This is a genomic window from Bacillus sp. ms-22 (genome assembly GCF_009759805.1).
GTDB lineage: Bacteria > Bacillota > Bacilli > Bacillales > Bacillaceae > Bacillus > Bacillus xiamenensis.
The window spans coordinates 830,751-857,530 of record NZ_CP046653.1 but is presented as its reverse complement, the minus strand read 5'-3'; the positions used below and the strand labels follow the sequence as shown (position 1 = coordinate 857,530).

Here is a 26,780-nt window from a genome sequence, read left to right as displayed (position 1 = left end):
GGACATATATGAAGAAGGTATTTGCAATCCGGTTGACCGCAGTATTCATTGCTCTTATGGTGATCGCAGGATGTTCTACTCAACAAAATCATGCTGGCAAAGATGATGGCAAATTAAAAGTGGTCACAACCTACTCCATTCTTTATGACATCGTCAAGGAAGTAGGCAGGCAGCATGTCTCTATTCACAGCATCGTACCAATTGGAACAGATCCACACGAATTTGACCCACTGCCAAAGGATGTTCAGCATACAACGGATGCAGACCTTGTTCTCTATAATGGCTTAAATCTTGAAACAGGGAACGGCTGGTTTCAAAAGCTGCTTGAATCAAGCGGTAAGAATGGAGATGATGCACCTGTAGCCGAGCTGAGTAAGGGAGTCAAAGTAAAGCATTTGTCCTCAAAAGGACTGGAAAGCCAGCAGGACCCTCACGCCTGGCTGAATGTCGAGAACGGTATCCTTTATGCCCAAAATGCCCGGGATGCGCTCATTCAAGCCGACCCTGAGCATAAGGAGGATTACGAAAAAAATGCTAAAGCCTATATCAAAAAGCTTCAGGCTCTTCATGATGAAGCAAAAGACAAGTTTGAACAGCTGCCAAAAGACAAAAAGCTTCTTGTCACAAGTGAGGGGGCATTCAAGTATTTTGCAGATGCGTATGGACTGAAGGCCGGCTACATTTGGGAGATCAATACAGAAAGCGAAGGAACACCTGGGCAAATGAAACGCATCATTCATTTTGTCAAAGATCATCAAGTTCCTGCTCTTTTTCTTGAAACAAGTGTAGATAAACGGAGCCTTGAAAGCCTTTCTGAGGAAACCGGGGTTCCAATTAAGGGGAAAGTCTTCACTGATTCCATTGGCAAGAAAGGGGAAGACGGGGACAGCTACTATAAAATGATGAAATGGAATATTGACACCATATACAAAGGATTGTCATCCTAAAAAAGACAGGTGGAGTGAGTCCGCCTGTCTTTTTTCAGCCTGCCATATTTTGCGGATGTTTTTTGGGCCAGCTGCCATGAGAGTGATCAAACAGGATGGATTAGAGAATGCGCCTGTATGGAAAATAGCTGTTGAAGCTGACATTTCTGCCGGCTCCATGCGCCATTATTTTTCCACACAGCAGGAATTATTTCTTTTCTCTATGAATTTGATTCAAGAGTGAGTCAAGGAGCGAATGGCCGGACTGTCATTAAACGGTTCTACTACTGAAAATGTCCTCACGTTACTTGAGCAAGTCCGTCCGCTTGATGAGGAACGAAGATTTGAAATGGAGGTGTGGCAGGCTTTTACGATTCAATCGTTGACTGAACCAGATCTACAGCCGCTCAATGCGGAAATGTATGACGAGCTTTTCCAAACCGTTCATTTTTGTCTAACGAAGCTGAAAGACGATGATCTGCTGCTAGATCATCTTGATCTTTTACTAGAGACTGAACGACTTTATGCGGTCATCAACGGGCTTGCTTTGAACGGTATCTTACAGCCTCACCGTCTCCCGCCTCAGCTTATGCGCTCGGTGCTGCAGATACATTTTGAATCCATCACAAAAACAGACATGCCCTCGTCATAGAGAGCATGTCTGTTTTAATCTTCCATAAAGATACGTTTGGCCTCGTAATAGAGCACCTGCACAAATTTCTTTACATTGATGCGGGTATGTTCTTCTCTACCGCTTGTCTCTTTTGTCAGTTCACTCATTTTCTTTCGAACAATCGTGAAATCGAAAAATTTAGAGGCGTAGTTTTCAAAGGTTGGGTGCGAAAAATCCGTTAGCCCGAGCGATGCGATGTGTTTCAATGATTGATTGATCGCACGCCTTACCCGCTGTTCCGCTGCTTTGGCTTCTCTTGCGATGTCTGCTGATGTAAAAGGTTCATTTAATTTCTCCTCTGTGATGCCAGTAAAAATCACCTTTAATGAAGGAAAAGAGTCGTGCTGATCGGCATGTAGCGCTAAATACTGATCTGTGAAAAGAATCATATCTAGTAAATCCTTAGACCCCTTCTCGCCAACAATTCCAAGCTCCGCCAGCAAGAATTGACCTGCCTCTGCAAGACTTTTCCCCCGCTGCTTCGTTTTTGTCTGTCCGCGCTGCTGGAACTGCATCACCGACTTTAGCGAATGCTGAATGTTTTCAATCGAGTGCTCTAAATGCAGACGTTCAATCATCAGATGGAGCACACTTAAAACCTCTACACGGTTGATTGGCTTTGTCACATAATACTCGACGCCAAGCGTATATGCCTGTCCGATTAATTCCTTTGTTTCTACTTGCGAAAGCATTAAATATTTCCCATGAAACTCATCCTTGATCGCTCGGATCGTTTCAAGCCCGTCCCTTTCTGGCATCAAAAGATCAATACATAAGATATCAATATGCAAATCATTTAAGTAGTTGGCTGTTAATTCAGCACCATCCTCTGCTTCTCCAGCCACAACGCCAAGCTCTTCATCTTCAATGAGCTGAGCCAGTGATGAACGAACGGCTTCATCATCATCGACAATAAAAAATCTCATCTCCCATTCCCCTCTTTTCTGCTGACTTGATCAATTGGTATCTTTAACGTAAAAATCGTTTGTTTATTTGGGATACTCTCCATCTCAACACTTCCGCCCAGCTTCTCCGCTGTGTCCTTCACATAGGAAAGACCGATGCCGCTTGATGGATTTCCAGCCTGATCGTATTTTAAAGTAAAGCCCGGTTTAAAGATCACATGGTGGTTACGCTCTTTAATGCCTGGTCCGTTGTCACTAATTTGAAAGATCACATGATTTTCTTCCCTTGAAATGGCTAGTGACACCTCTCCATCAACTGGGATGGCTTCAACGGCGTTGGAAACAATGTTATTTAATAAAGATAGAATCGTATACACATGATAGGCAGGATGCTGTCCTTCTTCATCATAATCAAAGACAATGTGTTTTTTAAGTGATTCCGCGTAATTTTCATGAATACGAATGACAAGCCCAGCAATATGAGCGGGACTTGCATACTCCTGAAAATTCTCCTCATGAATCAGTTTTGATAAAGCAGAAAAAATCCGCTGATTATCCTTTTTGATTTCATGCACCTCTCCTGCAATTTGCAGGGCTGTTTTTCCGAGCTTTTTCAAATCTAATGATTCCGCATCCTTTGCATGATGAAGGGATTGATACAATTGATACGATGTGGCTGTAATGTGCTCAGCATGTGCCAGTGTTTTATGAAAGTATGTAGATTCCATATAAAGGTTCGACAGCAGCATCAGCAGATGTTCCTTTTCCTTTTTCATCTGACGCTCTCTTGCCTGTTCTTCGTATAATCGAATCATCGTATAACAAGCCAGTACGAAAAAGCTTCTGAAAATCGCCAATACAAATAGTTGGAAGAGCGTTCTCACTGTTAAAATTTCATCAATGGCTCCCCGGAGTGCAATCATTTCAACAACACTTGCACACAGTTCCATGATGATGCCCGTCGCCCCAATCAACCAAGGCTTATCACGAAACCGTCTGACCTGCAATAAATAAAAGAGCGTGCCATAGACGACATAATAGAGCAGGGAAGGAAATCTTAAAGAAACCGCCTCTTCCAGCGGGAGATGGCCTGTCACGACTGTATCAAGCAGCACCCGGAAAGCAAACACAGATCCCCCCGCAATCATGCCGCTTGCCCATGAAGGGAATTTTTTCATTTGAAGCAGGATAAAGAAAAAGACAACGGTTCCAAAGCTGACCCGAAAGCTGTCCTCAAATGGATAAAATTTCAGCTCTCCGCCAATCGGTGTTAGTACAATGAGCATGACAATTAAATAAGGCTCTGTATTCAGCCATTTTTTCAGTAGATTCAAACGCAGTCACATCCCTAATAATTGACGATAGTATACTATGTGAGCTTCAGAAAAACAAACAGTCCATGAAAAAACGCACACCGGAACTTTGTCGGTGTGCGCTTCTCATGGTGTCACTTAATCTTCTAAACGATCCTTTTCTAAAAGTGATGCGCCAGCAATACCTGGTTTCGTCATTTCAAAAGGATTTAAGATGACATCAAGCTCTTCCTCTGTTAACACATCATTTTGCAGACAAAGCTCACGTACAGATGCGCCTGTCAGGATCGCTTCTCTAGCAATTCGTGCAGCAGCTTCATAACCAATGTGCGGATTGACCGCCGTCATGACACCGGCACTCTTTTCTACATATTCTTTTAATCGAGATTCATCTGCTTTTAGATCACGCAAGCAGTTGTCAACGAAGGACTCAAATACATTCTTCATCATGCTGAGAGATTGAAGCAAGTTGAACACTAGGACTGGCTCCATTACGTTCAGTTCAAGCTGACCAGCCTCTGATGCAAGGCAAATCGTATGATCATTCCCGATGACTTGGAACGCCACTTGGTTCATCACCTCTGGCATGACTGGGTTGACTTTCCCTGGCATGATCGATGAACCTGGCTGTCTAGGCGGCAAGTGCAGCTCTCCAAAGCCTGCTCTAGGACCTGACGCCATCAGTCGAATATCGTTCGCCATTTTGGACATATTCATCATACATACTTTAAGCGCAGCAGATACTTCTGTATAAGCATCCGTGTTTTGCGTTGCATCAACTAAGTCTTCCGCTCCAACTAGCGGTAATCCACTAATGTCAGAAAGATAGCTCACCACTTGACGAATATATTTAGGGTCTGCATTCAGCCCCGTTCCGACTGCTGTTGCCCCCATATTCACTTCATATAAATGCTGTCTAGACTGCTTGATACGTTTAATATCACGAGCGAGCACCTTTGCATAGGCACTAAACTCTTGACCAAGTCTGATTGGCACAGCGTCCTGAAGATGCGTACGTCCCATTTTGATGACATGATCAAATTCCTGCGCTTTTTCAATCATGACTTGATGCATGTTTTCCATCGTATAAAGTAGCTTTTCAATCATATTCAATGTCGAAATATGAATCGCTGTTGGGAAAACGTCGTTTGTAGACTGCGACATGTTCACATGCGTGTTTGGACTAAGCTCAGTATAAGCGCCTTTTTCCTTTCCTAGTAGTTCAAGCGCTCTGTTTGCAATGACTTCATTGGCATTCATATTCATTGAAGTGCCAGCCCCGCCTTGAATTGGATCGACAATAAATTGGCTGTTCCATTTTCCTTCGATGACCTCATCTGCGGCTTGAACAATTTTTTCTCCAAGACCAGAATATAGTCTTTGTGTATCCATATTGGCAAGGGCGGCTGCCTTTTTGACAATCCCTAATGCTTTAATGAGTTCCTCATGAATACGGTAGCCTGTAATTGGAAAGTTCTCCACTGCACGTAATGTTTGAATCCCATAATATGCTTGAGTGTCTACTTCCTTTTCACCTAGAAAGTCTCGTTCGATTCGAACTTGCTTGTCCTGTAGCTTCGTCATTTGAAAAGATCTCCTTTTTACGCTGCTTTTGTTTGTTGTTTTAATTCCTCAATATACTTTTTCGATTTTTCATGATCAAATACTTTTTCCCACTTAGACATGACAATGGCTGCAAGTGAGTTACCAAAGACGTTCACTGTTGTACGAACCATGTCAAGAATACGGTCGATACCAACGATGAAGGCAAGTCCTTCAAGCGGTAGTCCCATTGCTCCAAGTGTTGTGATAACAACAACGATAGATGCACCTGGTACACCAGCCATTCCTTTTGATGTCAGCATTAAGATTAATAGTAACGTAATTTGCTCATAGATGGAAAGCGGCATGCCATACATTTGTGCAACAAATATAGCGGCAATCGATTGATAGATTGCACTTCCATCTAGGTTAAATGTATAGCCTGTCGGGATAACGAACGACGTGATCGCTTTCGGACAGCCGAACTTCTCCATTTTGTCCATTAATCTAGGCAGAACAGCTTCTGAACTTGCTGTTGAGAAGGCAAGAATAATTTCTTCTTTTAAAATTTTAAATAGTGTAATGACGCTTGTTCCAGCCATTTTTGCGATAATGCCTAGGACAACAAATACGAAGAATGCCATTGTACCGTATACGACAAGGACCAGTTTACCTAATGGAAGAAGCGCTCCGACCCCGAATTTGATCACCGTCACACTGATGAGTGCGAATACACCAAATGGAGCAAACTTCATCACTTTATTAGTCACCCAGAACATCGCTTCGAGTATGCCCTCAAAGAATCCTAACACTGGTTTCCCTTTATCTCCTACTGCGGCAATTCCTAATCCGAATAATACTGTAAAGAAGATGGTTGGTAATAGATCACCTTCTGCAATTGATTGGAAAACGTTTGTTGGGACAAGATGTACCAACGTTTCAGAGAAAGTCGCTTTGTCGGAAGAAGCCTTAGATGTCTCTTCATATTTAGAGATATCGCCTTTTTCCATGTTGCTCATATCAATTCCTGTACCAGGATGGAAGACGTTTGCTGCAAGCAGTCCAACTGCTAAAGCAATCGTTGTCACAATCTCGAAGTAAAGAATCGTTTTCCCACCGAGTCTTCCGATGGTTTTCATATCGCCTACACCTGCTACTGCTACAATCAATGCAGCAATGACAATTGGAAGAACGATCATTTTAATTAAATGGATGAATATATCGCCAATCGGCGTTAACACATTAATAACAGTTTCATTTTGATAAAACAGCGCTCCTACGACAACACCCAGAACAAGTGCAATGAGTATTTGAGAAGCTAACCCTAACTTTTTCATACGTGAACCCCCTTTTATTGATAACGCTTTCTTTGTTGCTTAATCGCATCTTAACGATGAACCTACAAAAAACGACAAAAAGGAACAAAAACAAATGAATTTTTTATGAAATTTTTTAAAAAAGGTCAGTTCTTCCACAAAATTGTTAAAAAAAGACTTCGCTTTTGGCGAAGTCTCAGATTGTTGACAAAGGGCTAAAATGTCCTTTATTTTAGCCCTTTGTCTTCCTTTCAGCGTGACCTGAAAACCTTTGCAGTCTAGGAAGGACGAGTACCGGAGCGGAGCGAATTTGACATTCGTGAGCACCGGCACGCAGGACTGACAAAGAATGCGAGGGTTTGTCTACACGCTGAGACTTCGCTTTTGGCGAAGTCTTAATGTTGCTGCTTCTGTTCAACTGGAGACTCTTGATGTGGAGAAAATTTGTCATAAACAGCATAACCAATCAGTACAAGCGCCACATAAATCACAGCACTCAACGTCCACACCCATTTGACATTCAGCTTCATTCTGCCACTCCCTCTCTGACAGGTTTCAACCTCTGTAATCTAAGTGCATTCAGCACAACCGACACAGAGCTAAAGGCCATTGCCGCTCCTGCAAGCCATGGCGCAAGGAATCCAAATGCGGCTACTGGAATCCCAATGCAGTTGTAAGCAAGCGCCCAAAATAGATTTTGCTTAATGTTTCTCATCGTTTTTTTACTGAATTCAAGCGCATCTGCAATGGCATGAAGATCTCCTGTCATGAGCGTAATATCTGCTGCTTCCATGGCAACGTCTGTCCCCGTTCCAACTGCCATTCCAATATTCGCTGTCGCAAGGGCAGGTGCATCATTGATGCCGTCTCCCACCATAGCCACTTTCTTTCCTTGTTCCTGAAGCGTCGCAATATGTGCCGCCTTTTCCTCAGGCAGGACTTCAGCGATGACATGATCAATGCCCGCCTGTCTCGCAATCACCTCTGCTGTTCGTTTGTTATCCCCTGTCATCATTACGACATGAATCCCCTGCTCTTTGAGCCGAGCGATCGCTTGAGGAGAAGACGGTTTCATCGTATCTGCAACCGCAGCAATACCTGCCGCCTCGCCGTCAATCGCAATGAGCATGGCCGTTTTCCCTTGCTCCTCTAGTTTAGTAACGGCTGCTTCTATTTTTTCGTACTCGATATGGTGTTTCTTTAATAGCTTCCGCGTGCCAATCAAAAGCTCATGACCAGCGGCCCTTGCTTTCATTCCATGACCAGGGTCTGCTTGGAAAGCTTCTACCTCAACCGCTTCAAGACCGCGGTTCTTCATGCCTTCTGTCACCGCTCTGGCAAGAGGATGTTCTGACTGTTGTTCTGCCGACCCCGCTAGCTGAAGTAGCTTATCTTCAGTCCAATGGCCATATGCCATCACATCTGTAAGACTCGGCTCGCCTTTTGTCACAGTCCCTGTTTTATCTAAAACTACCGTGTCTAGTGATTGGGTCACTTCTAGATGCTCTCCGCCTTTAAACAGAATCCCTGACTCAGCTGCACGTCCGCTACCTGCCATAATGGAGGTCGGTGTAGCAAGGCCGAGCGCACAAGGACATGCAATGACTATCACCGCTATAAAAGTCTCAAGTGCTGATGTCACATTCCCTGGATCTACAAAGAAAAACCATATGAGAAAGGTCAGTACAGCGATACCGACTACAATGGGAACAAAAATCCCTGAAATTTGATCCGCCATTCTTTGAATCGGTGCTTTTGAGCCTTGTGCTTGTTCTACCACTCGAATGATTTGTGAAAGAGCCGTCTCTTTCCCTACTTTTGTTGCTTTCACTTTGATAAACCCATTTTTATTGATGGTTGCCCCGATGACTGTATCTCCTGCGATTTTATCAACTGGCAGACTTTCTCCTGTAATCATGGATTCGTCTATCGCTGTTGTTCCCTCGATGATTTCTCCATCTACCGGGACTTTCTCACCCGGTTTTACAAACACAAGATCATTCACTTTCACTTCGGAAATAGGAACGGTCATCTCTTTCCCGTCTCGTTCAATGACTGCTTCTTTCGCTTGTAAGCCCATCAGTTTTTGAATCGCTGCTGATGATCTCCCTTTCGCTCTTGCTTCCATTAACTTTCCGAGCACAATCAACGTAATAAGCACCGCACTTGTTTCATAATAGAGAGCCGCCTCATGTGTGCCTTGGACCGCTGCTGATTGAATGCTTTCATATAAACTATAGAAAAAGGCAGCAGATGTCCCTAGTGCCACAAGGACATCCATATTGGCACTTTTATGTTTTAAAGCTTTATAGGCGCCTACATAAAAAGGCCAGCCGACAATGAACTGGACGGGCGCTGCTAATGCAAGCTGAACCCACGGGTTCATCAGCGCTTCTGGGAGCCAAATAAACGATGTGAAAGAAAAATGGCTGACCATAGCCCAAAGCAGCGGCAGTGACAGGATCATTGAAAATAAAAAACGTGCCGTCTGCTTCTCAATGGCTGCTTGGCGATGATCTTTTTTGCCTTCCTCTGCATGCTCTTCTGCTGGTTCTATTAATGAATACCCAATGGATTTCACAGCCTCTTTGATGTCACTTGGAGATGTTTGACCAGGATGATACGTGACCTGAAGGGTTTCAAGCGCAAAGTTCACAGACCCTTGATCAACACCGTCTATCCGGTTGACTTTTTTCTCAATTCGGTTTGCACAAGCCGCACACGTCATTCCTTCTATCTCAAATTCTGCTTGCTCCATCACCACATCATAGCCAAGCAATTGAATTTTTTGTTTCAGATCATCTGCTGTTAGCTGGTCCGCTTCATAGACAATGTGCGATGTTTCAAGCGCCAAATTCACACTGGCATCGTCCACCCCTTCCAGCCTGTTCAGGCCCTTTTCAATGCGGCCTGCACAGGCGGCACAGGTCATCCCCGTAATGTGAAAGTCAATTTCTTTTTTCATTTATCTCACCTCTCCATATACACCATGGGGGTATTGTGATGTTAAAAAAATACGCGCTGTCTTATGCAGCACGTTTGTTCATTTATACGACATCATATCCCTGTTCTTCGATCACATCAGAGATTCGGTGTAACGTGACTTGATCAGGATGAAACGAAACCTTCACCTGTCCTTTGTCTAAATGGACTTTCACAGATTCAACACCTGCTAATTCTCCTACATTTTCTTCGACTGCTTTCACGCAATGTCCGCAAGACATGCCCTGCACTTGAAGTGTTGCTTGTTCCACTTCTCATCGCCTCCATCAATCATTTTCTATTTTTACTATACCCTAGTAGGGTATCATTGTAAACATAAATGATGCGCTGTGTGCTACGATTTTGTCAGCTTCGTGAAGACGTTCATTAACTCCTCAATGGCTTCATCCCCATTGCCGCTCTTAATGGCATCCGCTACGCAGTGGTGTGTATGCTTTTCCATCAATTGAAGACTCACCTTCTTTAAAGCCGCATTCACAGCAGAAATTTGATTGACGACATCTATACAGTAACGATCGTTCTCAATCATTTGCTGAATTCCTCGAACTTGTCCTTCCACTCGTTTTAAGCGGTTGATTAATTGATCTTTTTCCTTCTCGGCTCTAGGCGAAGCGATATGCCTTTCTTCATGCTCTGTCATGTGATCACCTTTTTTCTATCAAACTTGTCTTTTACTAAATTAAAGCATATCTCCACCGGAAAAGGCAAAGATATGCCTTGCGTAAGCTGCGTTTGTCCTAGTTTGTTAATTGTTCAATATCCTGCAAAAGGTTGACGGACTGCTGGAGCTGCTTGATCAGCCCTTGCTGATCCTCCAATATAGCAGCAGCATCGAATTTGTCTGTTTTCAATTGCTGTAAATAAGTTTGAATTTCCTCTGACAGCACTTTATTTTTCTCTATGACTTGTGCATGCAGATCTTCCGCTATTTTCGGCGCTGTGAGTTCATTGAATTCTTGAATGTCAGCCTTCAATGATTCAAGCTGCTGCGTCAAATCTGCTTTTTTTGCAGCATCTTGTACAGCTTCTTTCGCAAGTTGCGGAAATGCCTCTGTGAATTGCTGAATATCCGTCACATACTCATTTGCCTCTGTGACATACGTCGTTGTATCGTTTACTTGGTCAAGCAAGCCGGAACATCCGCTTAACAACAGCGTGCCGGAAAATAGGAAAGTCATCACATATTTTTTCAAACTCCATCATCCTTTCATCTATTGTGTTAAAAGCACTCATTTGTCCCGCTCCCCTGCCACACGGATGCAAAAAGGCCTTAAAAAAAGCCAGACCTTTGCCTTATGTGTCATAGGCAAAGGTCTGGCTAACATGTTCATGCCGGAATGGCCGAGAAACAGCGGATGTTTCTGTAATGACGACCAAACCGTAAAAGCTACTCCCCTTTAGGAAACCGTTCAAATGTTATGTTTATCATATCTAAATGAAGGACAACAGTCAATGAGAAGCTGGCGGCAGGTCATGTCTCTGATGTGGTATATAGTCTTCACCAGTTGATGAATAAATCCGATTACGTCCGTGGCGTTTTGACATATACAAGGCTTGATCCGCCTCGAATAGAAGCTTTTCTAATATAGGGGAATCATTCGCTGTATGGGCGATGCCGAAGCTCGCTGTCACTTGTACTTTTTTCTCATCAGCCTGAAAGAAGCTCACTTCAAAGGAATGTCTTATTTGTTCTGCGATATGACATGCTTCTTCAAATGAATGCTGCGGCAGACAAATGGCAAACTCTTCTCCACCATATCGGCCAAATAAATCATCCACCTTTAAATGCTGCTGACAAATGGAGACAACATGACGAAGTGCCTCGTCCCCAATATGATGTCCGTGCGTATCATTGATTTGTTTAAAGAAATCAATATCAAACAGTAAAATGGCGGTATTCTGTGCATCCTCTTCCAATATCATCTGTGTTCGTTCAATGAAAGAAGAACGATTGAAGATATTCGTTAAACCATCCATATACGCGCGACGCTCCAGCTCCTCCTGCAGCAAACGCTGCTCCGTAACATCACTGATCACAATTTGCCTGCCCTCGATCTCACCTCTCTTATTAAATAGAGAAGAAGCGGTCAGATGATAATAGCAGGGCTGCTCTTTTTCCCACATCAAATCATAATGCGAATGATCCTGCGGAGAACGCAACCACTGAATAAACGAGGACTCTTTGATGACCCCTGAGAAAATATCCTCGATTTTATAGCCGATTCCCTTTTTTGAAAGTATCGGAATAATCGACGCAGCCGCAGGATTATAATCGATGAGCGTTCCGTAACGATCCAAAATGAGAACGCCTTCTGACATATGCTCAAACACACGCTCCATCGCAATAGGAGAAAGCTTAAAGAGATGAAAGGACATAATCGCCCATAAATAAAGAGCGTTGGTTAAAAACATCACCACTGGTACTGGGTCAATGTGAAAAGGCGTGAGACCTAATAAATAGATAAAAGAGGTCGTGATCGGCAATAACATGCCAGCGAGCAGGATCAGAATCTGTTTTAAATATTCTTTTTTGGTCACACGTAAAAACCAAAGCAGCATAAAGACTGCGAGCATTGAACAGCCAAAGGTATAGACGCCATGAATGATATACCAATACCCAATCCTAAAATCAGCCAGTAAAAACCCGTCTAAAGTATGCAGCGTGATGCTTCGGTAAAAAAGTGAATGAAAAGAATTGGTGAACACCATAATGGTGGTGAGAATGGGAATCAGTAAGATGAAAAGCACGCGGCGCTTTGTTATATATTGATAAAAACCCGTAAATTGCAGCACAATCATGAGGCTGAACGGTGCGATGAACGGAAGACCTATGTATTGAAAACTAACCCAGAACATGATTTCTTGAGGGGTACGTGCCAACAATTCAAACGTGTGCCCAAAAATATAAATCGCAGTTGCCGCAGACATGTACATAAACAATTGACAGCCAATATACCGATGGCGATTTGCATGAGCAATGATTGATAAGATCACGGACAGAATGCCAGAAACACTCATGATCACAATAAAATGTAAAACAATCGAATTCATGTAAACGCCCCAATTTCAGTTATTTAGAACTAGTCTAATATAACTATATATGAGGACGTCACAAATGGGAAGATGCGATTTTGAATTGATTGGAGATTTTTTGTAAAGTTCCGAGCATTTTACTTGTGATGACATCTCTGATTTCACTACTTTTTGCTCAAATTGATGGAAAAGCATGTTGCAGCAGAAGAATTATATGTACAATTTGGGGATCAAATGCGGAGGAGGCATGAAAAGAATATGACTTTTTTGATCCTCATGGCAGGTTTGTTTATGCTCATTTTTTTAGAGAAGCCATTTGAAAAAAGACGATCTGGGTTGTTCTTTTTGGTAAGTTATTTACTGCTGATTGCCGTTTATGTGATTCAAACAACGTTTGTGGAGTTTATGTCGGATCGGTTTTTGATGGTGATGGCGGTGATTGTGGTTTGTCCTTTGTTTGTTCGGTTTTTAGAGACTTATTCGAGGAAACATTTTAGATAACGATAACATTTTAATAAAAGTTGAACATGGATAAACAATATCTAAGGATCACTCTAATCGGCCGATAGAATGATATACCGATACAAATCTAATTATAAGAATAAGCAAACATGAGGCTTGCTTATTCTTATAATCATTTATTCGTAAATAGCTTATCAATTATGTTTATAGCAACAAAGCAAATTGGAAATGCAATGAAAAGGTACAGAAAATTTTTAGGTACAAACATATTGTAATAATAGAAAAATACACTCATAAATAAAATCATCACAGCATACTTCATCATCCTCTTCACAACATTCCTCCTAATATATATCTACCCAACCATTATTAGGGTGCTTATCCCTCTTATCTAACTGTTTAGCAATTTGAGTTCCGATATCCAAATAATTAAAGCAATTGCAACAGCAACACCAATAGAGATCGCTAATTTTTTAGCTCCCCACGCCTTTAATCTACTTGTCACAGTTTTAGTAAATATTCTTTTAGCTTCCGCTTTACCTTTTTTAATAATAAATGATTGTATAACACCTACACCACCCCCAACAGCAAAACCAATCACTGCATTGAAAACTGCACCTGCAAATCTAACAGAGACACCGACCTTTATACCTGATGATTTTTTCTTTTTAGCAGCTTGAATTTCTTTCACCCCAAAAGAAGAAACAAATACATCTTTAGCAAATGCAAAATCATCATTTTCTTCTAGTGTTGCATCATTTATTCCCTCCACTAACTCTTTTTGTGCGTGCTGCAGTCAAATCATTATATGTATCAGAATATTTATCAAAGAAATTTGTTAATTCTTGTTTAAATATTTCCTTCTCATTTACATTTGAAAGCTCTGTTTGTTCTTCTACTATTTTATTAAAAAGTTGCTTCTCATCTTTCGTCATTTCATCTATTGAAGGCATATTTCTAACCTCTTCTTCGAGATCGAATTCCTCAGATAAAACCTCCTTACTCAATTGAACATTCTTTGAATTGATGCCATCTACTGTTTCACCTACTAAAACTCCCTCTAAAACGGGCTGTTTCTCATTATCTGACTCTGTCTCTGCGAAACTAGTTAAAGTCGATAATGAACTAATTGTAAAAAGAATGACTGTTAAAATTGAAACTTTCTTGAGAAATTCATTCATCGCCACCGTTACAAATACCTACTATAAATGTTAATATTAAACATTATAAGTTTATTTCAACATAATCATGATGAAGATAGGATAATATTCATTTAAAGGTATTTTTTTGAAAAATAGACGCTCTCGAAATAATAAGCATTTGAATATGAATAGAAATTTAGATTATCGAATAAAAAAAAGACGCTGAAAATAGCGTCTTTTTTTATTGAAATATGTAATGTTTATAAAGAATAAAAAGATTGTTAACAAATCCTTAGATGCTGACCAAACGTTTAGGAAACTCATACATGTTGCCAAAATGATGCCAGACCCGCATCAAGGGCTTTCAAACCCTTGATACGACTGGATTCTAAAAGTTTTGATGGAGACGGTGGGAGTCGAACCCACGTCCAGAGACATCGATTACTTAAGCGTCTACGAGCGTAGTCAACATATTTACGTGTTCACTCATCCTCATGCCTGCTGACGGGCGCTTGGAGAGCTAGTCTGATGGATCTCTTCTTACGTCCTCAGACGAAAACGTAAGCGTAGCCTACTTCATTGGGCTCCTCACAGACACATAGGCGATGTCAGGAAGAGCTCGCTGCGCTTATTAGGCAGCTAGTGCTAAGTTTTGGTTAAAACTTTTAGTTTTGCCAGTTACATTTAAGTGCGTGTTAACGAGATCGCCTCTCGGCTCGCAGCCTAAGCTCGAACCATCCCTGTCGAATCCGTAACGTCCCCTTGTAAAAGGGATATACGGGATGGAAACGTTCTTTAGCTTAACTGCTTCCGTATATAACTATTATAACAACTTCATCGCTCGAAACAACTGGTGGTTTCTGTAAAAAATGACGATGATTGATGACTGCATATCATATTGTAGCATAGTGCTTCGGGCCTCAGCAAGCAATCCGCTCTGGACTAGAATTGCTTTTGCCGATCACGGAAGGCACGCTCGATTTCACGTTTTGCATCTTTTTTCTTCAAATCTTCACGCTTATCGTATTTCTTTTTCCCTTTACCGACTCCGATTAGCACTTTGGCAAAGCCATTTTTCAAATAGAGTTTAATGGGAACAAGTGAATAGCCCTCTTCCTTAGTGGCACCAACTAATTTGCTGATTTGCTTGCGATGAAGCAGCAGCTTTCTTGTTCTCAGCGGATCATGGTTATAACGGTTCCCCTGCTCGTATGGGCTTACGTGCATGTTGTGAAGAAACACTTCTCCTCGTTCGATTTTGGCAAAGGAATCTTTTAAATTCACTTTTCCTGCTCGAATTGATTTGATTTCCGTCCCTTGTAGCACAAGGCCGGCTTCGTAGGTTTCTTCTATAAAATAGTCATGATTTGCTTTTTTGTTTTGGGAAACAACTTTTCCCTCTCCCTTTGGCATTGGCGAACACCCTCCTTTTGACACAAACACGGTCCAAATCGTACGGATTATTTTATCAAACAATCCAGCTTTCGACAATGCTGACGTCACGTGGTCAAAAAGCAAATAGAGCGTGATGCCCTATTTGCTTTTTGTCACGTTACTTTTTCTTTTTGCGCTTTTGTTTCGGTGCGTTATCAAATACGCGTTTTTTCTTTTTCTTCTTTTTACGGCTCGTAAACCACTCTCCACCGCTTTTTTCATCTTTGGCTTTTTCTCCAGAAGGTTTTTGACCTCCGCGCCCTCTTTTGGCTGGTGGATCTGTCCGCTTTTTGAACTTGAAGTCTTTTGGCGATTTACGGCGAGTGCCTTTCATTCCGACGATTTCAAAATCAATCGAATGCTCATCTTTATTGACATCAACTACTTTGACAGTGATTTCATCACCGATACGGTAGACATTTCCTGTACGTTCACCGATCATGGCAAAGTGCTGTTCATCAAAGCGATAATAATCGTCTGTCATGTAGCTCACATGGACAAGACCTTCTATCGTATTCGGCAGTTCAACGAATAGTCCGAAATTCGTGACCGAACTAATCATACCATCAAACTCTTCACCGATTTTATCAAGCATATACTCTGCCTTTTTCAGGTCATCTGTTTCGCGCTCAGCATCAACAGAGCGGCGCTCCATTGTAGATGCATGATCTGCGATTTCTGGCAACAGTTGTCCCCACTTTTCAAGGGTCGCTTCGTCTGTCTTTTTCTCTATTAAATAGGTTCTGATCAGCCTATGCACGATTAAATCCGGGTAACGGCGGATCGGCGATGTGAAATGTGTATAGAATTCCGTTGATAATCCAAAATGGCCAATGCTTTCTGGATCATACTTCGCCTGTTTCATAGAGCGAAGCATCACAGTTTGAATGACGACTTCTTCCGGCTGATCACGGACGGCATCGAGTACACTTTGAAGTGCACGCGGGTGAATATTTGTTGACGTTCCTTTGACAATGTAACCAAATGTCGTCACGAACTCTAAAAAGCGCTGAAGCTTCTCGGGATTTGGTTCTTCGTGAATTCGGTAAATGAACGGCACATTCATCCAGTGGAAATGCTCGGCAACTGTTTCGTTTGCAACCAGCATGAATTCTTCAATTAATTTCTCGGCGACAGAACGCTCACGAATGACCACATCTTTCGCTACTCCTTCATCATCTACAAGCACTTTTGCTTCCTTGAAATCAAAGTCTACAGCTCCACGCTCCATCCGCTTGTCGCGAAGAATTTCTGCAAGCTTCTCCATCTCTTGGAACATCGGTACAAGCGGCTCATATTTGTCTAGAAGCTCTTCGTCTTGGTCCACTAAAATCTTATTCACATCGGAATAAGTCATTCTCTCTGTCGTTTTGATCACACTTTGGAAAATTTCGTGTTTAACAACCTTCCCGTTTTGATCAATAACCATTTCACAAGACAGTGTAAGACGATCGACTTTCGGATTTAATGAACAAATACCGTTTGACAGACGATGAGGAATCATTGGGATAACGCGGTCTACAAGATACACACTCGTCCCGCGCTCATAGGCTTCCCGATCAATTGGGGAATTCTCCGTCACATAATGAGAGACATCCGCAATATGCACCCCTAGCTTGTATTTACCATCATCCAGCTTTTGCACAGTAACGGCATCATCTAAGTCCTTTGCATCTGCACCGTCAATTGTTACAATCGTCTCGTTGCGCAGATCACGTCTGCCTTCCAGATCTTTTTCATCAATTGTTTCAGGTGTGTCTGCCGCCTGCTTCAGTGCTTCTTCAGGGAACTCACCTGGCAGACCGTGTTTATGAATGATCGACAAAATATCAATGCCAGGGTCATTTTTATGACCTAAGATTTCAGTCACTTCACCCTCTGCGCTCATTCTGCCTTCTGGATAACTTGTCAGTGTCACAACAACCTTATGACCTTCAACCGCTCCGTTTTTAGCTGATTTCGGAATAAAGATATCGTTTGTGATTTTTTTATCATCCGGAATGACAAAACCAAAGCTTTTCGTTTCTGTATAGGTACCGACAACCGTCTGAGTATTACGCTCTAGAATACGGATGACAGTTCCTTCTTTTTTGGTGCCGTTTGATTTATGGCTGACACGCACCATGACGGTATCACCATTCATCGCTGTGCCCAGCTCATTAGGCGGAATGAAAATATCATCCTGTCCAAACTCTTCAGGTGTCACAAACGCAAATCCTTTTGCATGAGCAGACAGCTTCCCTTTTACCAAGTTCATTTTTTCTGGTACACCATAGCGGTCGCTGCGGGTACGGACGATAAGTCCCTGATCCTCTAATATCACAAGTGCTTTGACGAGCTCTTTATAATCATCCGGATTGGTAATTTCCATCATGACTTCTAATTCTTGTACCGTTAACGGTTTGTACGCCTCTTCCTGCATAAACGTAAGTAGTTCATCCATAAATTCTTCTTTTTGCACACTCTAACCCCCTATATATTTAAATTGACCAATCGAGTGATTCTAAGAATGCATATACATCCTGATGAACCTTCTCTCGCTCTTTATCAAGCGTAATGACATGGCCTGATTCTTCATACCATTTCAAATGTTTTTCATCTGTCTCTACTTCGTTATAAATAATATTTGCACTGTCTGTATTAATCATATGATCATGACGTGCCTGAACAACAAAAGTAGGTGAATAAATCATGTCAACATTGTTTCTCACTTCTGCAATCAGTTCTTGAAGAGCCTTGAGCGTATTCATTGGTGTTTTCTTGAACTCTTCCATCTCTTGTTCAATCTGATCCTCTGACTTACCCTCGAATTTTTTATAGTTACGGGCATAATCTAGTACACCCTGGTACATGACTTCTTCACTTTTTATGTACATAGGTGCACACATAGGTACAATTCCCTTTACAGGTACAGTGTAACCTAATTTCAATGAAAAAACTCCTCCGAGGGATAGTCCGCATACAGCAATCTCCTCATAGCCCTCATCTTTTAAAAATTGATAACCTTCTTCTACATCTTTCCACCAATCTACCGGGCCTGTATGGACAAGTTCCTCTGGCGGTACGCCGTGTCCTTTGTATTGAGGTGCATGGCATGTATACCCTCTTTCATTCAAATAGCGCCCAAGCATCCGAACATCTGCTGTATTCCCAGTAAAACCGTGAAGAAGAAGCACCGCCTTTTCTCCACCTTTGAACGTAAATGGTTTTGGTGTAACAACTTTCATGATGTGACTTCCTTTCTTTTTGATATAGTTTATATTTTCCACCTGTATGTACGAAACAAACACAAAAGAGTGCTAATAATAAAAAAAGGTCTGAAAAAAGATCAGACCTTCTGTTACTCGCGCCTTACACGCCTAAATATGCCAATGCAAGTGTTAAGATGAAGAAAAGCACTGACAAAATGACAGTTAATCGGTGAAGAATCAAGTCAAGACCTCTCGCTTTTTGCTTACCGAAAAGCTGCTCGGCTCCACCTGAAATAGCGCCTGACAGTCCAGCACTTTTACTTGATTGCAATAATACAACGATGATAAGTGCGATACTGACAATTACGAGTAATGTGATAACAAATGCGTGCATGAAAACACCTCCAGACAAACTGGTACACATAACTTTATTTTACATGAAAACAAGGTACATGTCACGAAACATCAAAATAAAGATTTCCTATATATTGTCGACTTTATTTGTCATTTTGATTCAATTTCGCTCCAATGTGCTGCATGCCGCATTTTTTATATGCAATTTTTGAGTTAAAAAACGTTTTTAGCGAGTTGCATCTTCTTGCAAGAGCTGTTTTAATTCTACTAACAACTGTTCAGCTCCTTCAGGACTCAGGACCACTTTGCCATTTCCATAGCTTTTGTTGTGTTTCGTTATTTTTCCAGTTAAAAGGCAGCTTTTGTCTGCATCATATTTTTTCAGCATAATGGTTTGATCTTCGATGAAAATTTCTAACAGCTGCTCTTCTTTGATATTAAGTACCTTTCGCATTTCTGAAGGCAGAACAATTCTACCAAGAGAATCAATGTGTCTAACCATCCCAGTTCTTTTCAATGAGGTTGCCTCCTTTATGATGATACGATGATTGCATTCATTGACTTTTGTCAACATCTTCATAGTAAAATAGATCTTCAAATTTCTTATCAAAGTAATGAATCATTTTGCCAATGACAAGCTGTCCTGGCTTCCTGTGACCATTTAATACCCTGCTGAGTGTGGCAGGAGAGATGCCAATTTCATCTGCGAGCTGATTTAAAGACATATCGTTTTCGATCATATACTGCATCACAAAAGCCCGCCTGATCTGAATCTTTTCGACCATCATTACAACCTCCTGTAGGATCAATATGTACAACATGTAGAACTCTCACATCAATCAGCTTCATTTACTTATGTCAACACTTTTATGCCCTTGCTATTTCCTTTGGTCAATGATCATACTAAAATAAGTCATATACTGAAATGTGAGGTTCGATGACATGAATCACTTTGGTGAACAATTACGCATTTTAAGAGAAAATAGAAAAATGTCTGTCAATCAGCTTGCCATGTATTCAGGTGTTAGCGCTGCTGGTATTTCTCGGATTGAAAATGGAAAGCGCGGTGTGCCGAAGCCTTTAACCATAAAAAAATTAGCACGCGCTTTGAAGGTGCCTTATGAGGATTTAATGCTGCTTGCCGGTTATATTGAACAAGAAAAAGTTCACGAAATGAAACCTAAATATGAGTCCATGTTAAAAATCTATCAAACGGCGCTTCAAAAAGATGTCGAACATCTCCCCATTTTTGATGGAGACCAATGGGAAACGCTCACCGCACATGACATCAGCCAGTTGAATCAATACTTTCTCACGCTCATCAACCAAAAAAAGGCGAACAAATAGTTGGGCATAAACTTAAGATACATCCACCATTAACTAATGTCAATATTTTCATGGTATACTTATTGCCAATAGTCAACAAATCAAGTAAACTAGAGGTAACTAATCTTTAACCATGTGAGGTTTTGAGTTGATGAACTTCGGTGCATATTTAAGAGCATTGCGTGAGGAAAAGAAGCTGTCAGTTAACCAGTTAGCGATGTATTCAGAGGTCAGTGCTGCCGGTATTTCTCGGATTGAAAATGGGAAACGAGGCATTCCGAAACCTCCTACAATTAAGAAGCTGGCAGGTGCATTAAAGATACCTTATGAGGAAATGATGAAGGCTGCAGGCTATATTGAAGAAGCAACCCCTGCCCAAGTCATGAAGGAAGAAGAAATGGCTTTGTCCAAAATACGAGAAACAGCAGACAACTATGGGCTTGGCGACCTTGAAATATTCAATGGGGACATCTGGTCCACCTTATCTAAAAAAGAAATAGAGGATCTAAACCGCTATTTGCTGTTTCTGTTAAACAGCCGTTCATCGCCGTAAAATGTTTTGAGCATTGACAAGCTTTTTGCGCTGATTTATGACAGAATTACGGTATAATGGGTTCAGATTGGAGTGAAGAAAGATGAATCAATCTGACATGTGCCCGCGGTTTGAAAAAGCAGTTGAGTTATTAAGTAAACGCTGGGTGGCACTGATTGTTTTTCAGCTTCTCTCAGGTCAGCAGCGCTTTAGTGAAATTGAGGCCGCCCTGACAAATTTAAGCGGAAGAGTATTATCTGAGAGATTAAAAGAGCTTGAAGCAGCAGGCATTGTAAAACGGGAGGTTTTCGCTGAAACACCCGTGCGTATTGAGTATTCTTTAACGGATATGGGACGCTCACTTGCACCCGTTTTTGAGGAAATTGCGAAATGGTCCTCTGAATGGATCAATCTTGAATCATAATTTCTCCTCAAATGAGCCCGCCTGTTGATCATAAAACAACCTCCCTTACCATTTGTAAGAGAGGTTGTTTCTTTTTCATCGCTTAAGCCGATGTCATATTTTTTTCAGCTAGCGCTTTATTCTCTTTTTTCTTGTTTGTTGGGCTTAAATAACGTTCAAGCCAGCCCATGACAAGGTCGGCAATAATGGCCATGAGCGCAGTTGGAATAGCACCTGCTAAAATGATGGCTGTTCCGTTGGTGGCGTTTGAACCTCTAATGATGATATCTCCAAGTCCTCCAGCACCAACAAATGTCCCAATCGCTGTAATGCCGATTGCGATGACCAGTGCGGTTCTTAAACCAGCCATAATAACCGATAAAGCAAGCGGTAATTCAACCATTCTCAGCACTTGCCATTTCGTCATACCCATTGCTTTCCCCGACTCTAAATAGGCATGCTCAATGCTGACAATCCCTGTGTACGTGTTGCGGATGATCGGCAAAAGCGAATACAGAAAGAGTGATAGGATGACTGTATTTGCGCCAAGTCCTAATACAAGCATCAACACTGAAAGCATCGCTAATGCTGGAATCGTTTGAATGACATTTGTAATTGCGAACACCCAATTGCTCAATTTGCGGTAATGCGCCACAAAGATGCCTACTGGAATTCCGACAATCGCCGCAAATAGCACCCCATACGCTGACATGAGAAAATGCCGATAAAATTCTTCTAACACATATGAACCGTTCTGCTGATAATATGTCCATAATTGCTGCAGTGTGTCCATCAGCCCTGACACCTCCCAATCTTACTCAAAGTAATTGTGTTTCTTTAAGAAATTTTTCGCAACAGTCGCTGGTTCTTGAAGCTCTCCATCGACTTGATAGTTTAGCTCTTGCATTTGTTCTGTACCGATTTTTCCAATCAGCCTGTTGATGACCTTGTCGAGCCCTGGATGTTCTTTTAATACTTTCTCCGGGACAACTGGTGATGCATCGTAAGGCGGGAAGAATCGTTTATCATCTTTTAAGATTTTGAGATTATACGCTTTGATCCGGCCATCTGTTGAATAGGCAAGCACAATATCCATTTTTTCATTTTTCAATGCGTCATAGACTAGACCGATCTGCATCGGAAAGGTGCTTCCAAATTCAATTCCGTATGTTTTCACAAACCCTTCATAACCGTCGCCTTTCTTTTTCAGCCAAATATTATCCACACCGAAGCGATAATTCTTGGCATTCTTTTTCAAATCAGAGACTGTTTCCAGGTTGTTTTCCTTCGCCATCTTTTGCGTCACGGCAAAGGCATACGTATTATCAAATCCATAGGAATCAAACCATTTGTAATCGTAGCGTTTTTTGAATTCTTTCTGGACGATTTCCATTGCACGTTTTGGATCTTTTACCGCATCCATTCCGAGCGTACTTGTCAAATCTGTGCCTGTATATCTTGTCGCAGAAATGTCGACATCTCCGTTTTCCATCGCTTTCTGCTGTACGGTGTTTGAGCCTAGGTTTTTCACAATGGTTGTCTTTTTATCTGTGTAATGCTCAATGATATCTCCAACCATATAAGCCATAATTTCTGATTCAGTAAAGTTTTGTGCTCCGATTCGCAGCGTGCCCCCTGAGGAGCCGGCTAGTCCAGGAAGTGAACAGCCACTTATCAATAGCAAGCATCCAGCAAGCAGTGCACTGATCCATTTTGTTTTTCGATTCTTCACATGAGCCAACTCCTTATGAAACTTCCTTCAATCCTTTTAAGCCTTCTGGTGTTACTTTTTTCTCAAGCTTCATCAATGAAAAGTCGATGATGACCGCTAAAATGGTGACTGGGATGGCACCTGCAATAATGTATTCCGGCTGGTATAGCTGAAGTCCAATTAAGATGTAGTCACCAAGACCGCCTCCACCGATAAAAGCTGCAAGTGTTGTCCAGCCAATTAAATAAATGGTTGATGTTCTAACACCTGCCATAATGATCGGAATGGCAAGCGGCAGTTCAACAAGACGAATTTGCTCCCATGTCGTCATGCCGATCCCTTTACCAGATTCAAGCAAGTTTTTGTTCACACCTTGAACACCTGCATACGTATTTCTCAAAATAGGCAAAACCGAATAGAAAAATAGAGCAACGATTGCAGGTATTTTCCCGACTCCCAAAATAGGAATAAAAAATGCAAGAATCGCTAAACTAGGGAGTGTTTGAAAGATATTCACGACACCGATGACAACACCTGCGCCTCTTTTCATTCGTGTGAGAATCACGCCTAAAGGAACGGCAACGATAATGCCTAACACAACGGCAATCAAAGAAATATATAAATGCTCCCACATTTTTGTGAGGAGTTCCCCACCATTTTTCTCTAGAAAATCAATGATTTGATCCATGTGTACACCTCCCTTAGTTCATTTCAGTGACAGCCTCCGGCGTATCTTCTCCCCAAATTGAGTCATATACAACATCCACAAGACTTGCACGTGTCACAATGCCTTTTAAATGACCCTGTGTATCGACAACTGGTACATATTTAATGCCTCGTATTAAAATTTTTCGGACGGTATCTCTTAGAAGTGCGCCTTCTTGTACTGTATAGAATTCTGTATTTAAAATATCGCCAACAAAGGCTGCTTTTCTGCGGTTCGCATCAATTGTTTCGATGTCGATATAGCCTTTTAGCACATGATTTTCATCAACGACGAGCAGGGAATCCACCCGCTTTTCTCTCATAATAAAGATGGCATCTGTCAGTGTTTTTTCGACTGTAATTGTGACTGGTGACGTGTTCATCATTTGTTCCACACGTTCCATATTCGGATTTGATTGAAGCAAGCGTTCTTTCCCGATGAATTCTTCTACGAACTCGTTGACAGGGTTACGTAAAATATCATCTGGCGTTCCTACTTGGACAATCTCTCCATCTTTTAAGATCACAATGCGGTCAGCAAGTTTGATCGCTTCATCCATGTCATGTGTGACGAATACGATTGTTTTATTTAGCGTTTTTTGTAGCTTCTTAAATTCTTCCTGCAATGAATCTCTTGTGATGGGGTCAAGTGCTCCAAATGGTTCATCCATGAGGATAAGAGGGGGTTCTGCTGCTAATGCGCGAAGAACTCCGATCCGCTGCTGCTGTCCTCCACTGAGTTCATGCGGGTAACGCTCTAAATATTCCGGCCCCATGTCGACGAGTTTGAGCAGTTCTCGTGCACGTTCTTTTCGTTTTTCTTCCGGCCATTTTAGCAGCTTCGGAACAAGTGAAATGTTTTGTGCAATGGTCATATGGGGGAACAGCCCAATTTGCTGAATCACATAACCAATTTCTCTTCTTAATTGGACTGGATCTTTTTTCATAATGTTTTCTCCCTCGATCAAAATCTTTCCTGAGGAAGGTTCAATGAGTCGATTGATCATCTTCATGGTTGTCGTTTTTCCACAGCCACTCGGTCCAATAAAACAAATAAATTCTCCTTTTGCTATTTCTAAATCAATATTTTTGACAGCTTTTTTTCCGCCTTTATACGTCTTAGATACATTCTCTAGTTTCAGCAAATGAGACACCTCCAATTAGTCGGATATATATTTTCAGAAAATTTACACCTTATTTATTATAGTGCAAACTTTATAAAATAAAAAGTTTACGATGTGTTTATATTGCATAAGATTTATTTAAAATTTTCAGTTAACGGTCAGATATGTAACGATCCCTCCTTTTTCCTCCAACTTACGAGCAAATACTCAATATTTATTGTTTTCATCAACAAACAGGTATATGATATATTGTGTTACAAATTGTCAGTCATGAAGGGATGAAGCGGGGAGTGGACAAGCAAGCGTTAGGTGCCATTCAAAAAGCACAGGATCATTATATTGAAAAAGCTGCCGAGAACATGAATGCCTTTGGTCTTTCTGCCACAGTGGGCAGAGTGCTTGGTATCATTCACATGAACCGTAAACCAATGACGCTCGGTGAGCTCTCAGAGGCGACCGGCATGAGCAAAACGAGAATGAGTCAAGTCGTTCGAGAAATGCTTGATTTGAATATTGCTGAAAAGGTGTATGAAAAAGGAATACGTAAAGATTTGTATGATGTTGAGCAAGATCATTACCAAACCTTTATTTCATTGTTTGCAGCCAATTGGTCACGTGTGGTCAGCAAAAATCGCAAGGCACATAAGAAGACATGCAAGGAATTGTTGGAGCTGCTCGAACAAGATGACTTACCAGAAGAGACAGAGGATAAAATCAATCTTCTTCTTTCAGAAATTAAGGAAAGCCTTGATTACTATGATTGGATTAGCCGCTTAATTGAGTTCTTCGAAAGCGAAGAAGTATTTAAACATGTGCCAAAACCTTAAAAAAGCTGTTTTATTTTACAACTTTGTAGAAAAAAACAGCTTTTTTATATACACTTATGACATCAGCATTGGAAACATCCCTTTTATTCCTGAGCCAATCATTTCAACTGCCACAACAGCAAGAATCAATCCCATTAATCGTGTCACGACATTCATCTCTGTTTTCCCCATTTTTCGCATGATGAAACTTGAGTAATGAAATGCATAATAAGTCATGGTCAGAACGACCACAATCCCAATCAGAATCGCAAGCATATGAAGCGTTACTTGGCTTCCTGGCGTTAAGCTCATGACGGTAGCGATTGTACCAGGTCCGGCAATGATCGGAATGGCGAGCGGGGTCACCGAGACATCTGCCTTCTCTTTGCTTTCTGCCTTTTCATCCGAATGAGGGTTTTGAACATGTGATTCTTTTGCATTCAGCAAATTGTAAGCGATACCAAAAATAAAAATACCTCCGGCGATGCGGAGTGCATGAATATCGATGCCAAACAATTTGAAAATGAGCCTGCCTGCCAGTAGAAAGGCAATCAAAATAATAAATGACACAACAATGGCTTTTTTGGCTGTTTGGGAGCGTTCCTTCTCTGAATAGCCTTCTGTTAAAGTGATGAATAGAGGCACGTTTCCAATCGGGTTCGATACAGCAAATAATGACACAATGACATGAATCATAAAGGAAATCAACAGACACCCTCCTTTTTTCATAGTGTCTGCCAATCTGATGCGAATATTCCCTTGTTCGGATAAAACCTATTCGGCTTTAACCGCTGATAAGAGAGGCTTGAAGACAGGAGGATAGAACATGAAAAAAACATCCCCTTCGCTCTCAGTGGGGGATTGGGGGATGAAACAAGG

The 26,780-nt window shown here is 41.5% G+C and carries 31 protein-coding genes and 1 other RNA gene; 8 read left to right on the top strand and 24 right to left on the bottom strand.

Going from position 1 to position 26,780, the window contains the following annotated elements; all coding sequences use genetic code 11:
• Positions 1 to 8 precede the first annotated feature (8 nt).
• The 3 genes from GPA07_RS04400 to GPA07_RS04395 all read left to right on the top strand — a co-directional run bounded on the left by GPA07_RS04400 (position 9) and on the right by GPA07_RS04395 (position 1,578).
• The gene (locus tag GPA07_RS04400; RefSeq protein ID WP_008358347.1) at positions 9 to 947 is read left to right on the top strand and encodes a metal ABC transporter substrate-binding protein; all 939 of its coding nucleotides are present in this window, start codon (positions 9 to 11) and stop codon (positions 945 to 947) included.
• 76 nt (positions 948 to 1,023) lie between these two features.
• A complete protein-coding gene (locus GPA07_RS18780) occupies positions 1,024 to 1,170 on the top strand; it encodes a TetR family transcriptional regulator (protein ID WP_232532107.1) in 147 nt (48 codons plus the stop codon).
• A 12-nt stretch (positions 1,171 to 1,182) separates the two neighbouring features.
• Complete coding sequence (locus GPA07_RS04395) at positions 1,183 to 1,578, top strand: TetR family transcriptional regulator C-terminal domain-containing protein (protein ID WP_232532106.1); 396 nt, start codon at positions 1,183 to 1,185, stop codon at positions 1,576 to 1,578.
• Positions 1,579 to 1,592: 14 nt separating this feature from the next.
• Here GPA07_RS04395 and GPA07_RS04390 read toward each other — a convergent pair whose 3' ends face one another.
• From GPA07_RS04390 to GPA07_RS04345, 10 genes are all read right to left on the bottom strand, one after another.
• A complete protein-coding gene (locus GPA07_RS04390; RefSeq protein WP_157292086.1) occupies positions 1,593 to 2,525 on the bottom strand; it encodes a response regulator in 933 nt (310 codons plus the stop codon).
• A complete protein-coding gene (locus tag GPA07_RS04385; RefSeq protein WP_008358341.1) occupies positions 2,522 to 3,838 on the bottom strand; it encodes an ATP-binding protein in 1,317 nt (438 codons plus the stop codon). The genes GPA07_RS04390 and GPA07_RS04385 overlap by 4 nt, the downstream gene beginning before the upstream one ends.
• Positions 3,839 to 3,955: 117 nt before the next feature.
• Positions 3,956 to 5,401 (bottom strand): aspartate ammonia-lyase, encoded by a 1,446-nt coding sequence (gene aspA, locus GPA07_RS04380; RefSeq protein WP_008358340.1) that lies wholly within the window; start codon positions 5,399 to 5,401, stop codon positions 3,956 to 3,958.
• Between the two features lie 17 nt (positions 5,402 to 5,418).
• Entirely contained in the window at positions 5,419 to 6,696 is a 1,278-nt protein-coding gene (locus GPA07_RS04375; protein ID WP_071168613.1) for a cation:dicarboxylate symporter family transporter, read from the bottom strand.
• Between the two features lie 374 nt (positions 6,697 to 7,070).
• Positions 7,071 to 7,205: a hypothetical protein gene (locus GPA07_RS19000; protein ID WP_269779708.1), complete on the bottom strand. Its 135-nt coding sequence runs from the start codon at positions 7,203 to 7,205 to the stop codon at positions 7,071 to 7,073.
• Complete coding sequence (locus tag GPA07_RS04365; protein ID WP_157292085.1) at positions 7,202 to 9,640, bottom strand: heavy metal translocating P-type ATPase; 2,439 nt, start codon at positions 9,638 to 9,640, stop codon at positions 7,202 to 7,204. Before GPA07_RS04365 ends, GPA07_RS19000 begins: the two co-directional genes overlap by 4 nt.
• Before the next feature lie 82 nt (positions 9,641 to 9,722).
• Positions 9,723 to 9,929, bottom strand: a complete 207-nt coding sequence (gene copZ / locus GPA07_RS04360) for a copper chaperone CopZ (protein WP_008358333.1) — start codon at positions 9,927 to 9,929, stop codon at positions 9,723 to 9,725.
• An 83-nt stretch (positions 9,930 to 10,012) separates the two neighbouring features.
• On the bottom strand, positions 10,013 to 10,318 hold the full coding sequence (locus GPA07_RS04355) for a metal-sensing transcriptional repressor (RefSeq protein ID WP_008358331.1): 306 nt from the start codon (positions 10,316 to 10,318) through the stop codon (positions 10,013 to 10,015).
• Positions 10,319 to 10,415: 97 nt separating this feature from the next.
• Positions 10,416 to 10,871, bottom strand: a complete 456-nt coding sequence (locus GPA07_RS04350; protein ID WP_071168611.1) for a DUF6376 family protein — start codon at positions 10,869 to 10,871, stop codon at positions 10,416 to 10,418.
• A 256-nt stretch (positions 10,872 to 11,127) separates the two neighbouring features.
• On the bottom strand, positions 11,128 to 12,729 hold the full coding sequence (locus GPA07_RS04345; RefSeq protein WP_157292084.1) for a histidine kinase N-terminal 7TM domain-containing diguanylate cyclase: 1,602 nt from the start codon (positions 12,727 to 12,729) through the stop codon (positions 11,128 to 11,130).
• A gap of 240 nt (positions 12,730 to 12,969) precedes the next feature.
• Here GPA07_RS04345 and GPA07_RS04340 point away from each other — a divergent pair, with 240 nt between their 5' ends.
• Positions 12,970 to 13,212, top strand: a complete 243-nt coding sequence (locus GPA07_RS04340; protein ID WP_157292083.1) for a hypothetical protein — start codon at positions 12,970 to 12,972, stop codon at positions 13,210 to 13,212.
• A 352-nt stretch (positions 13,213 to 13,564) separates the two neighbouring features.
• Here the strand turns inward: GPA07_RS04340 and GPA07_RS04335 are convergent, their stop codons facing one another.
• From GPA07_RS04335 to GPA07_RS04295, 9 genes are all read right to left on the bottom strand, one after another.
• Complete coding sequence (locus GPA07_RS04335; protein ID WP_008358323.1) at positions 13,565 to 13,945, bottom strand: hypothetical protein; 381 nt, start codon at positions 13,943 to 13,945, stop codon at positions 13,565 to 13,567.
• Positions 13,929 to 14,360 (bottom strand): hypothetical protein, encoded by a 432-nt coding sequence (locus GPA07_RS04330; protein ID WP_008358321.1) that lies wholly within the window; start codon positions 14,358 to 14,360, stop codon positions 13,929 to 13,931. The genes GPA07_RS04335 and GPA07_RS04330 overlap by 17 nt, the downstream gene beginning before the upstream one ends.
• A gap of 353 nt (positions 14,361 to 14,713) precedes the next feature.
• Positions 14,714 to 15,077, bottom strand: a transfer-messenger RNA (tmRNA) gene (ssrA, locus tag GPA07_RS04325).
• Between the two features lie 180 nt (positions 15,078 to 15,257).
• Positions 15,258 to 15,728 carry an SsrA-binding protein SmpB gene (gene smpB / locus GPA07_RS04320; protein WP_157292082.1) on the bottom strand — a complete coding sequence of 157 codons (471 nt, stop codon included), beginning with the start codon at positions 15,726 to 15,728 and terminating at the stop codon, positions 15,258 to 15,260.
• Positions 15,729 to 15,867: 139 nt separating this feature from the next.
• A complete protein-coding gene (rnr, locus tag GPA07_RS04315; RefSeq protein WP_008358318.1) occupies positions 15,868 to 18,210 on the bottom strand; it encodes a ribonuclease R in 2,343 nt (780 codons plus the stop codon).
• A gap of 19 nt (positions 18,211 to 18,229) precedes the next feature.
• Positions 18,230 to 18,976 (bottom strand): alpha/beta hydrolase, encoded by a 747-nt coding sequence (locus tag GPA07_RS04310; protein ID WP_071168550.1) that lies wholly within the window; start codon positions 18,974 to 18,976, stop codon positions 18,230 to 18,232.
• A gap of 124 nt (positions 18,977 to 19,100) precedes the next feature.
• Positions 19,101 to 19,334, bottom strand: a complete 234-nt coding sequence (gene secG, locus GPA07_RS04305; RefSeq protein ID WP_003212746.1) for a preprotein translocase subunit SecG — start codon at positions 19,332 to 19,334, stop codon at positions 19,101 to 19,103.
• Positions 19,335 to 19,520: 186 nt separating this feature from the next.
• On the bottom strand, positions 19,521 to 19,811 hold the full coding sequence (locus GPA07_RS04300) for an AbrB/MazE/SpoVT family DNA-binding domain-containing protein (RefSeq protein WP_008358314.1): 291 nt from the start codon (positions 19,809 to 19,811) through the stop codon (positions 19,521 to 19,523).
• 37 nt (positions 19,812 to 19,848) lie between these two features.
• Entirely contained in the window at positions 19,849 to 20,082 is a 234-nt protein-coding gene (locus tag GPA07_RS04295) for a helix-turn-helix domain-containing protein (protein WP_008347669.1), read from the bottom strand.
• Positions 20,083 to 20,236: 154 nt separating this feature from the next.
• On the opposite strand from GPA07_RS04295, the gene GPA07_RS04290 reads away from it, so the two are divergent.
• The 3 genes from GPA07_RS04290 (at position 20,237) to GPA07_RS04280 (ending at position 21,576) form a co-directional block, all read left to right on the top strand.
• Positions 20,237 to 20,641, top strand: coding sequence for a helix-turn-helix domain-containing protein (locus tag GPA07_RS04290; protein ID WP_008358310.1), 405 nt, complete (start codon positions 20,237 to 20,239; stop codon positions 20,639 to 20,641).
• Between the two features lie 130 nt (positions 20,642 to 20,771).
• Positions 20,772 to 21,173, top strand: a complete 402-nt coding sequence (locus GPA07_RS04285) for a helix-turn-helix domain-containing protein (RefSeq protein ID WP_008358309.1) — start codon at positions 20,772 to 20,774, stop codon at positions 21,171 to 21,173.
• Between the two features lie 82 nt (positions 21,174 to 21,255).
• Positions 21,256 to 21,576: a catDE operon transcriptional regulator CatR gene (locus GPA07_RS04280; RefSeq protein ID WP_008358306.1), complete on the top strand. Its 321-nt coding sequence runs from the start codon at positions 21,256 to 21,258 to the stop codon at positions 21,574 to 21,576.
• Positions 21,577 to 21,658: 82 nt separating this feature from the next.
• Here the strand turns inward: GPA07_RS04280 and GPA07_RS04275 are convergent, their stop codons facing one another.
• From GPA07_RS04275 to GPA07_RS04260, 4 genes are read right to left on the bottom strand one after another with little or no spacing between them, the layout of a single operon-like run.
• A complete protein-coding gene (locus GPA07_RS04275) occupies positions 21,659 to 22,348 on the bottom strand; it encodes an ABC transporter permease (RefSeq protein ID WP_071168548.1) in 690 nt (229 codons plus the stop codon).
• A gap of 21 nt (positions 22,349 to 22,369) precedes the next feature.
• On the bottom strand, positions 22,370 to 23,287 hold the full coding sequence (locus GPA07_RS04270; protein ID WP_008358303.1) for an osmoprotectant ABC transporter substrate-binding protein: 918 nt from the start codon (positions 23,285 to 23,287) through the stop codon (positions 22,370 to 22,372).
• Between the two features lie 13 nt (positions 23,288 to 23,300).
• On the bottom strand, positions 23,301 to 23,954 hold the full coding sequence (locus GPA07_RS04265) for an ABC transporter permease (RefSeq protein ID WP_008358300.1): 654 nt from the start codon (positions 23,952 to 23,954) through the stop codon (positions 23,301 to 23,303).
• A gap of 13 nt (positions 23,955 to 23,967) precedes the next feature.
• A complete protein-coding gene (locus tag GPA07_RS04260) occupies positions 23,968 to 25,116 on the bottom strand; it encodes a betaine/proline/choline family ABC transporter ATP-binding protein (protein WP_008358297.1) in 1,149 nt (382 codons plus the stop codon).
• Positions 25,117 to 25,385: 269 nt separating this feature from the next.
• Between GPA07_RS04260 and GPA07_RS04255 the strand changes: the two genes are divergently transcribed.
• On the top strand, positions 25,386 to 25,922 hold the full coding sequence (locus GPA07_RS04255; protein WP_008358295.1) for a GbsR/MarR family transcriptional regulator: 537 nt from the start codon (positions 25,386 to 25,388) through the stop codon (positions 25,920 to 25,922).
• 54 nt (positions 25,923 to 25,976) lie between these two features.
• Here GPA07_RS04255 and GPA07_RS04250 read toward each other — a convergent pair whose 3' ends face one another.
• Positions 25,977 to 26,609, bottom strand: coding sequence for a MarC family protein (locus GPA07_RS04250; protein WP_008358293.1), 633 nt, complete (start codon positions 26,607 to 26,609; stop codon positions 25,977 to 25,979).
• Positions 26,610 to 26,780 lie beyond the last annotated feature (171 nt).

Bases quoted from the DNA above. Each gene is read 5' to 3' on its own strand.
- GPA07_RS04400 (WP_008358347.1), top strand. From the start codon at position 9: ATGAAGAAGGTATTTGCAATCCGGTTGACCGCAGTATTCATTGCTCTT.
- GPA07_RS18780 (WP_232532107.1), top strand. From the start codon at position 1,024: ATGAGAGTGATCAAACAGGATGGATTAGAGAATGCGCCTGTATGGAAA.
- GPA07_RS04395 (WP_232532106.1), top strand. From the start codon at position 1,183: ATGGCCGGACTGTCATTAAACGGTTCTACTACTGAAAATGTCCTCACG.
- GPA07_RS04390 (WP_157292086.1), bottom strand. From the start codon at position 2,525: ATGAGATTTTTTATTGTCGATGATGATGAAGCCGTTCGTTCATCACTG.
- aspA (WP_008358340.1), bottom strand. From the start codon at position 5,401: ATGACGAAGCTACAGGACAAGCAAGTTCGAATCGAACGAGACTTTCTA.
- GPA07_RS04375 (WP_071168613.1), bottom strand. From the start codon at position 6,696: ATGAAAAAGTTAGGGTTAGCTTCTCAAATACTCATTGCACTTGTTCTG.
- GPA07_RS19000 (WP_269779708.1), bottom strand. From the start codon at position 7,205: ATGAAGCTGAATGTCAAATGGGTGTGGACGTTGAGTGCTGTGATTTAT.
- GPA07_RS04365 (WP_157292085.1), bottom strand. From the start codon at position 9,640: ATGAAAAAAGAAATTGACTTTCACATTACGGGGATGACCTGTGCCGCC.
- GPA07_RS04355 (WP_008358331.1), bottom strand. From the start codon at position 10,318: ATGACAGAGCATGAAGAAAGGCATATCGCTTCGCCTAGAGCCGAGAAG.
- GPA07_RS04345 (WP_157292084.1), bottom strand. From the start codon at position 12,729: ATGAATTCGATTGTTTTACATTTTATTGTGATCATGAGTGTTTCTGGC.
- GPA07_RS04340 (WP_157292083.1), top strand. From the start codon at position 12,970: ATGACTTTTTTGATCCTCATGGCAGGTTTGTTTATGCTCATTTTTTTA.
- smpB (WP_157292082.1), bottom strand. From the start codon at position 15,728: ATGCCAAAGGGAGAGGGAAAAGTTGTTTCCCAAAACAAAAAAGCAAAT.
- GPA07_RS04310 (WP_071168550.1), bottom strand. From the start codon at position 18,976: ATGAAAGTTGTTACACCAAAACCATTTACGTTCAAAGGTGGAGAAAAG.
- secG (WP_003212746.1), bottom strand. From the start codon at position 19,334: ATGCACGCATTTGTTATCACATTACTCGTAATTGTCAGTATCGCACTT.
- GPA07_RS04295 (WP_008347669.1), bottom strand. From the start codon at position 20,082: ATGATGGTCGAAAAGATTCAGATCAGGCGGGCTTTTGTGATGCAGTAT.
- GPA07_RS04290 (WP_008358310.1), top strand. From the start codon at position 20,237: ATGAATCACTTTGGTGAACAATTACGCATTTTAAGAGAAAATAGAAAA.
- GPA07_RS04285 (WP_008358309.1), top strand. From the start codon at position 20,772: ATGAACTTCGGTGCATATTTAAGAGCATTGCGTGAGGAAAAGAAGCTG.
- GPA07_RS04280 (WP_008358306.1), top strand. From the start codon at position 21,256: ATGAATCAATCTGACATGTGCCCGCGGTTTGAAAAAGCAGTTGAGTTA.
- GPA07_RS04275 (WP_071168548.1), bottom strand. From the start codon at position 22,348: ATGGACACACTGCAGCAATTATGGACATATTATCAGCAGAACGGTTCA.
- GPA07_RS04265 (WP_008358300.1), bottom strand. From the start codon at position 23,954: ATGGATCAAATCATTGATTTTCTAGAGAAAAATGGTGGGGAACTCCTC.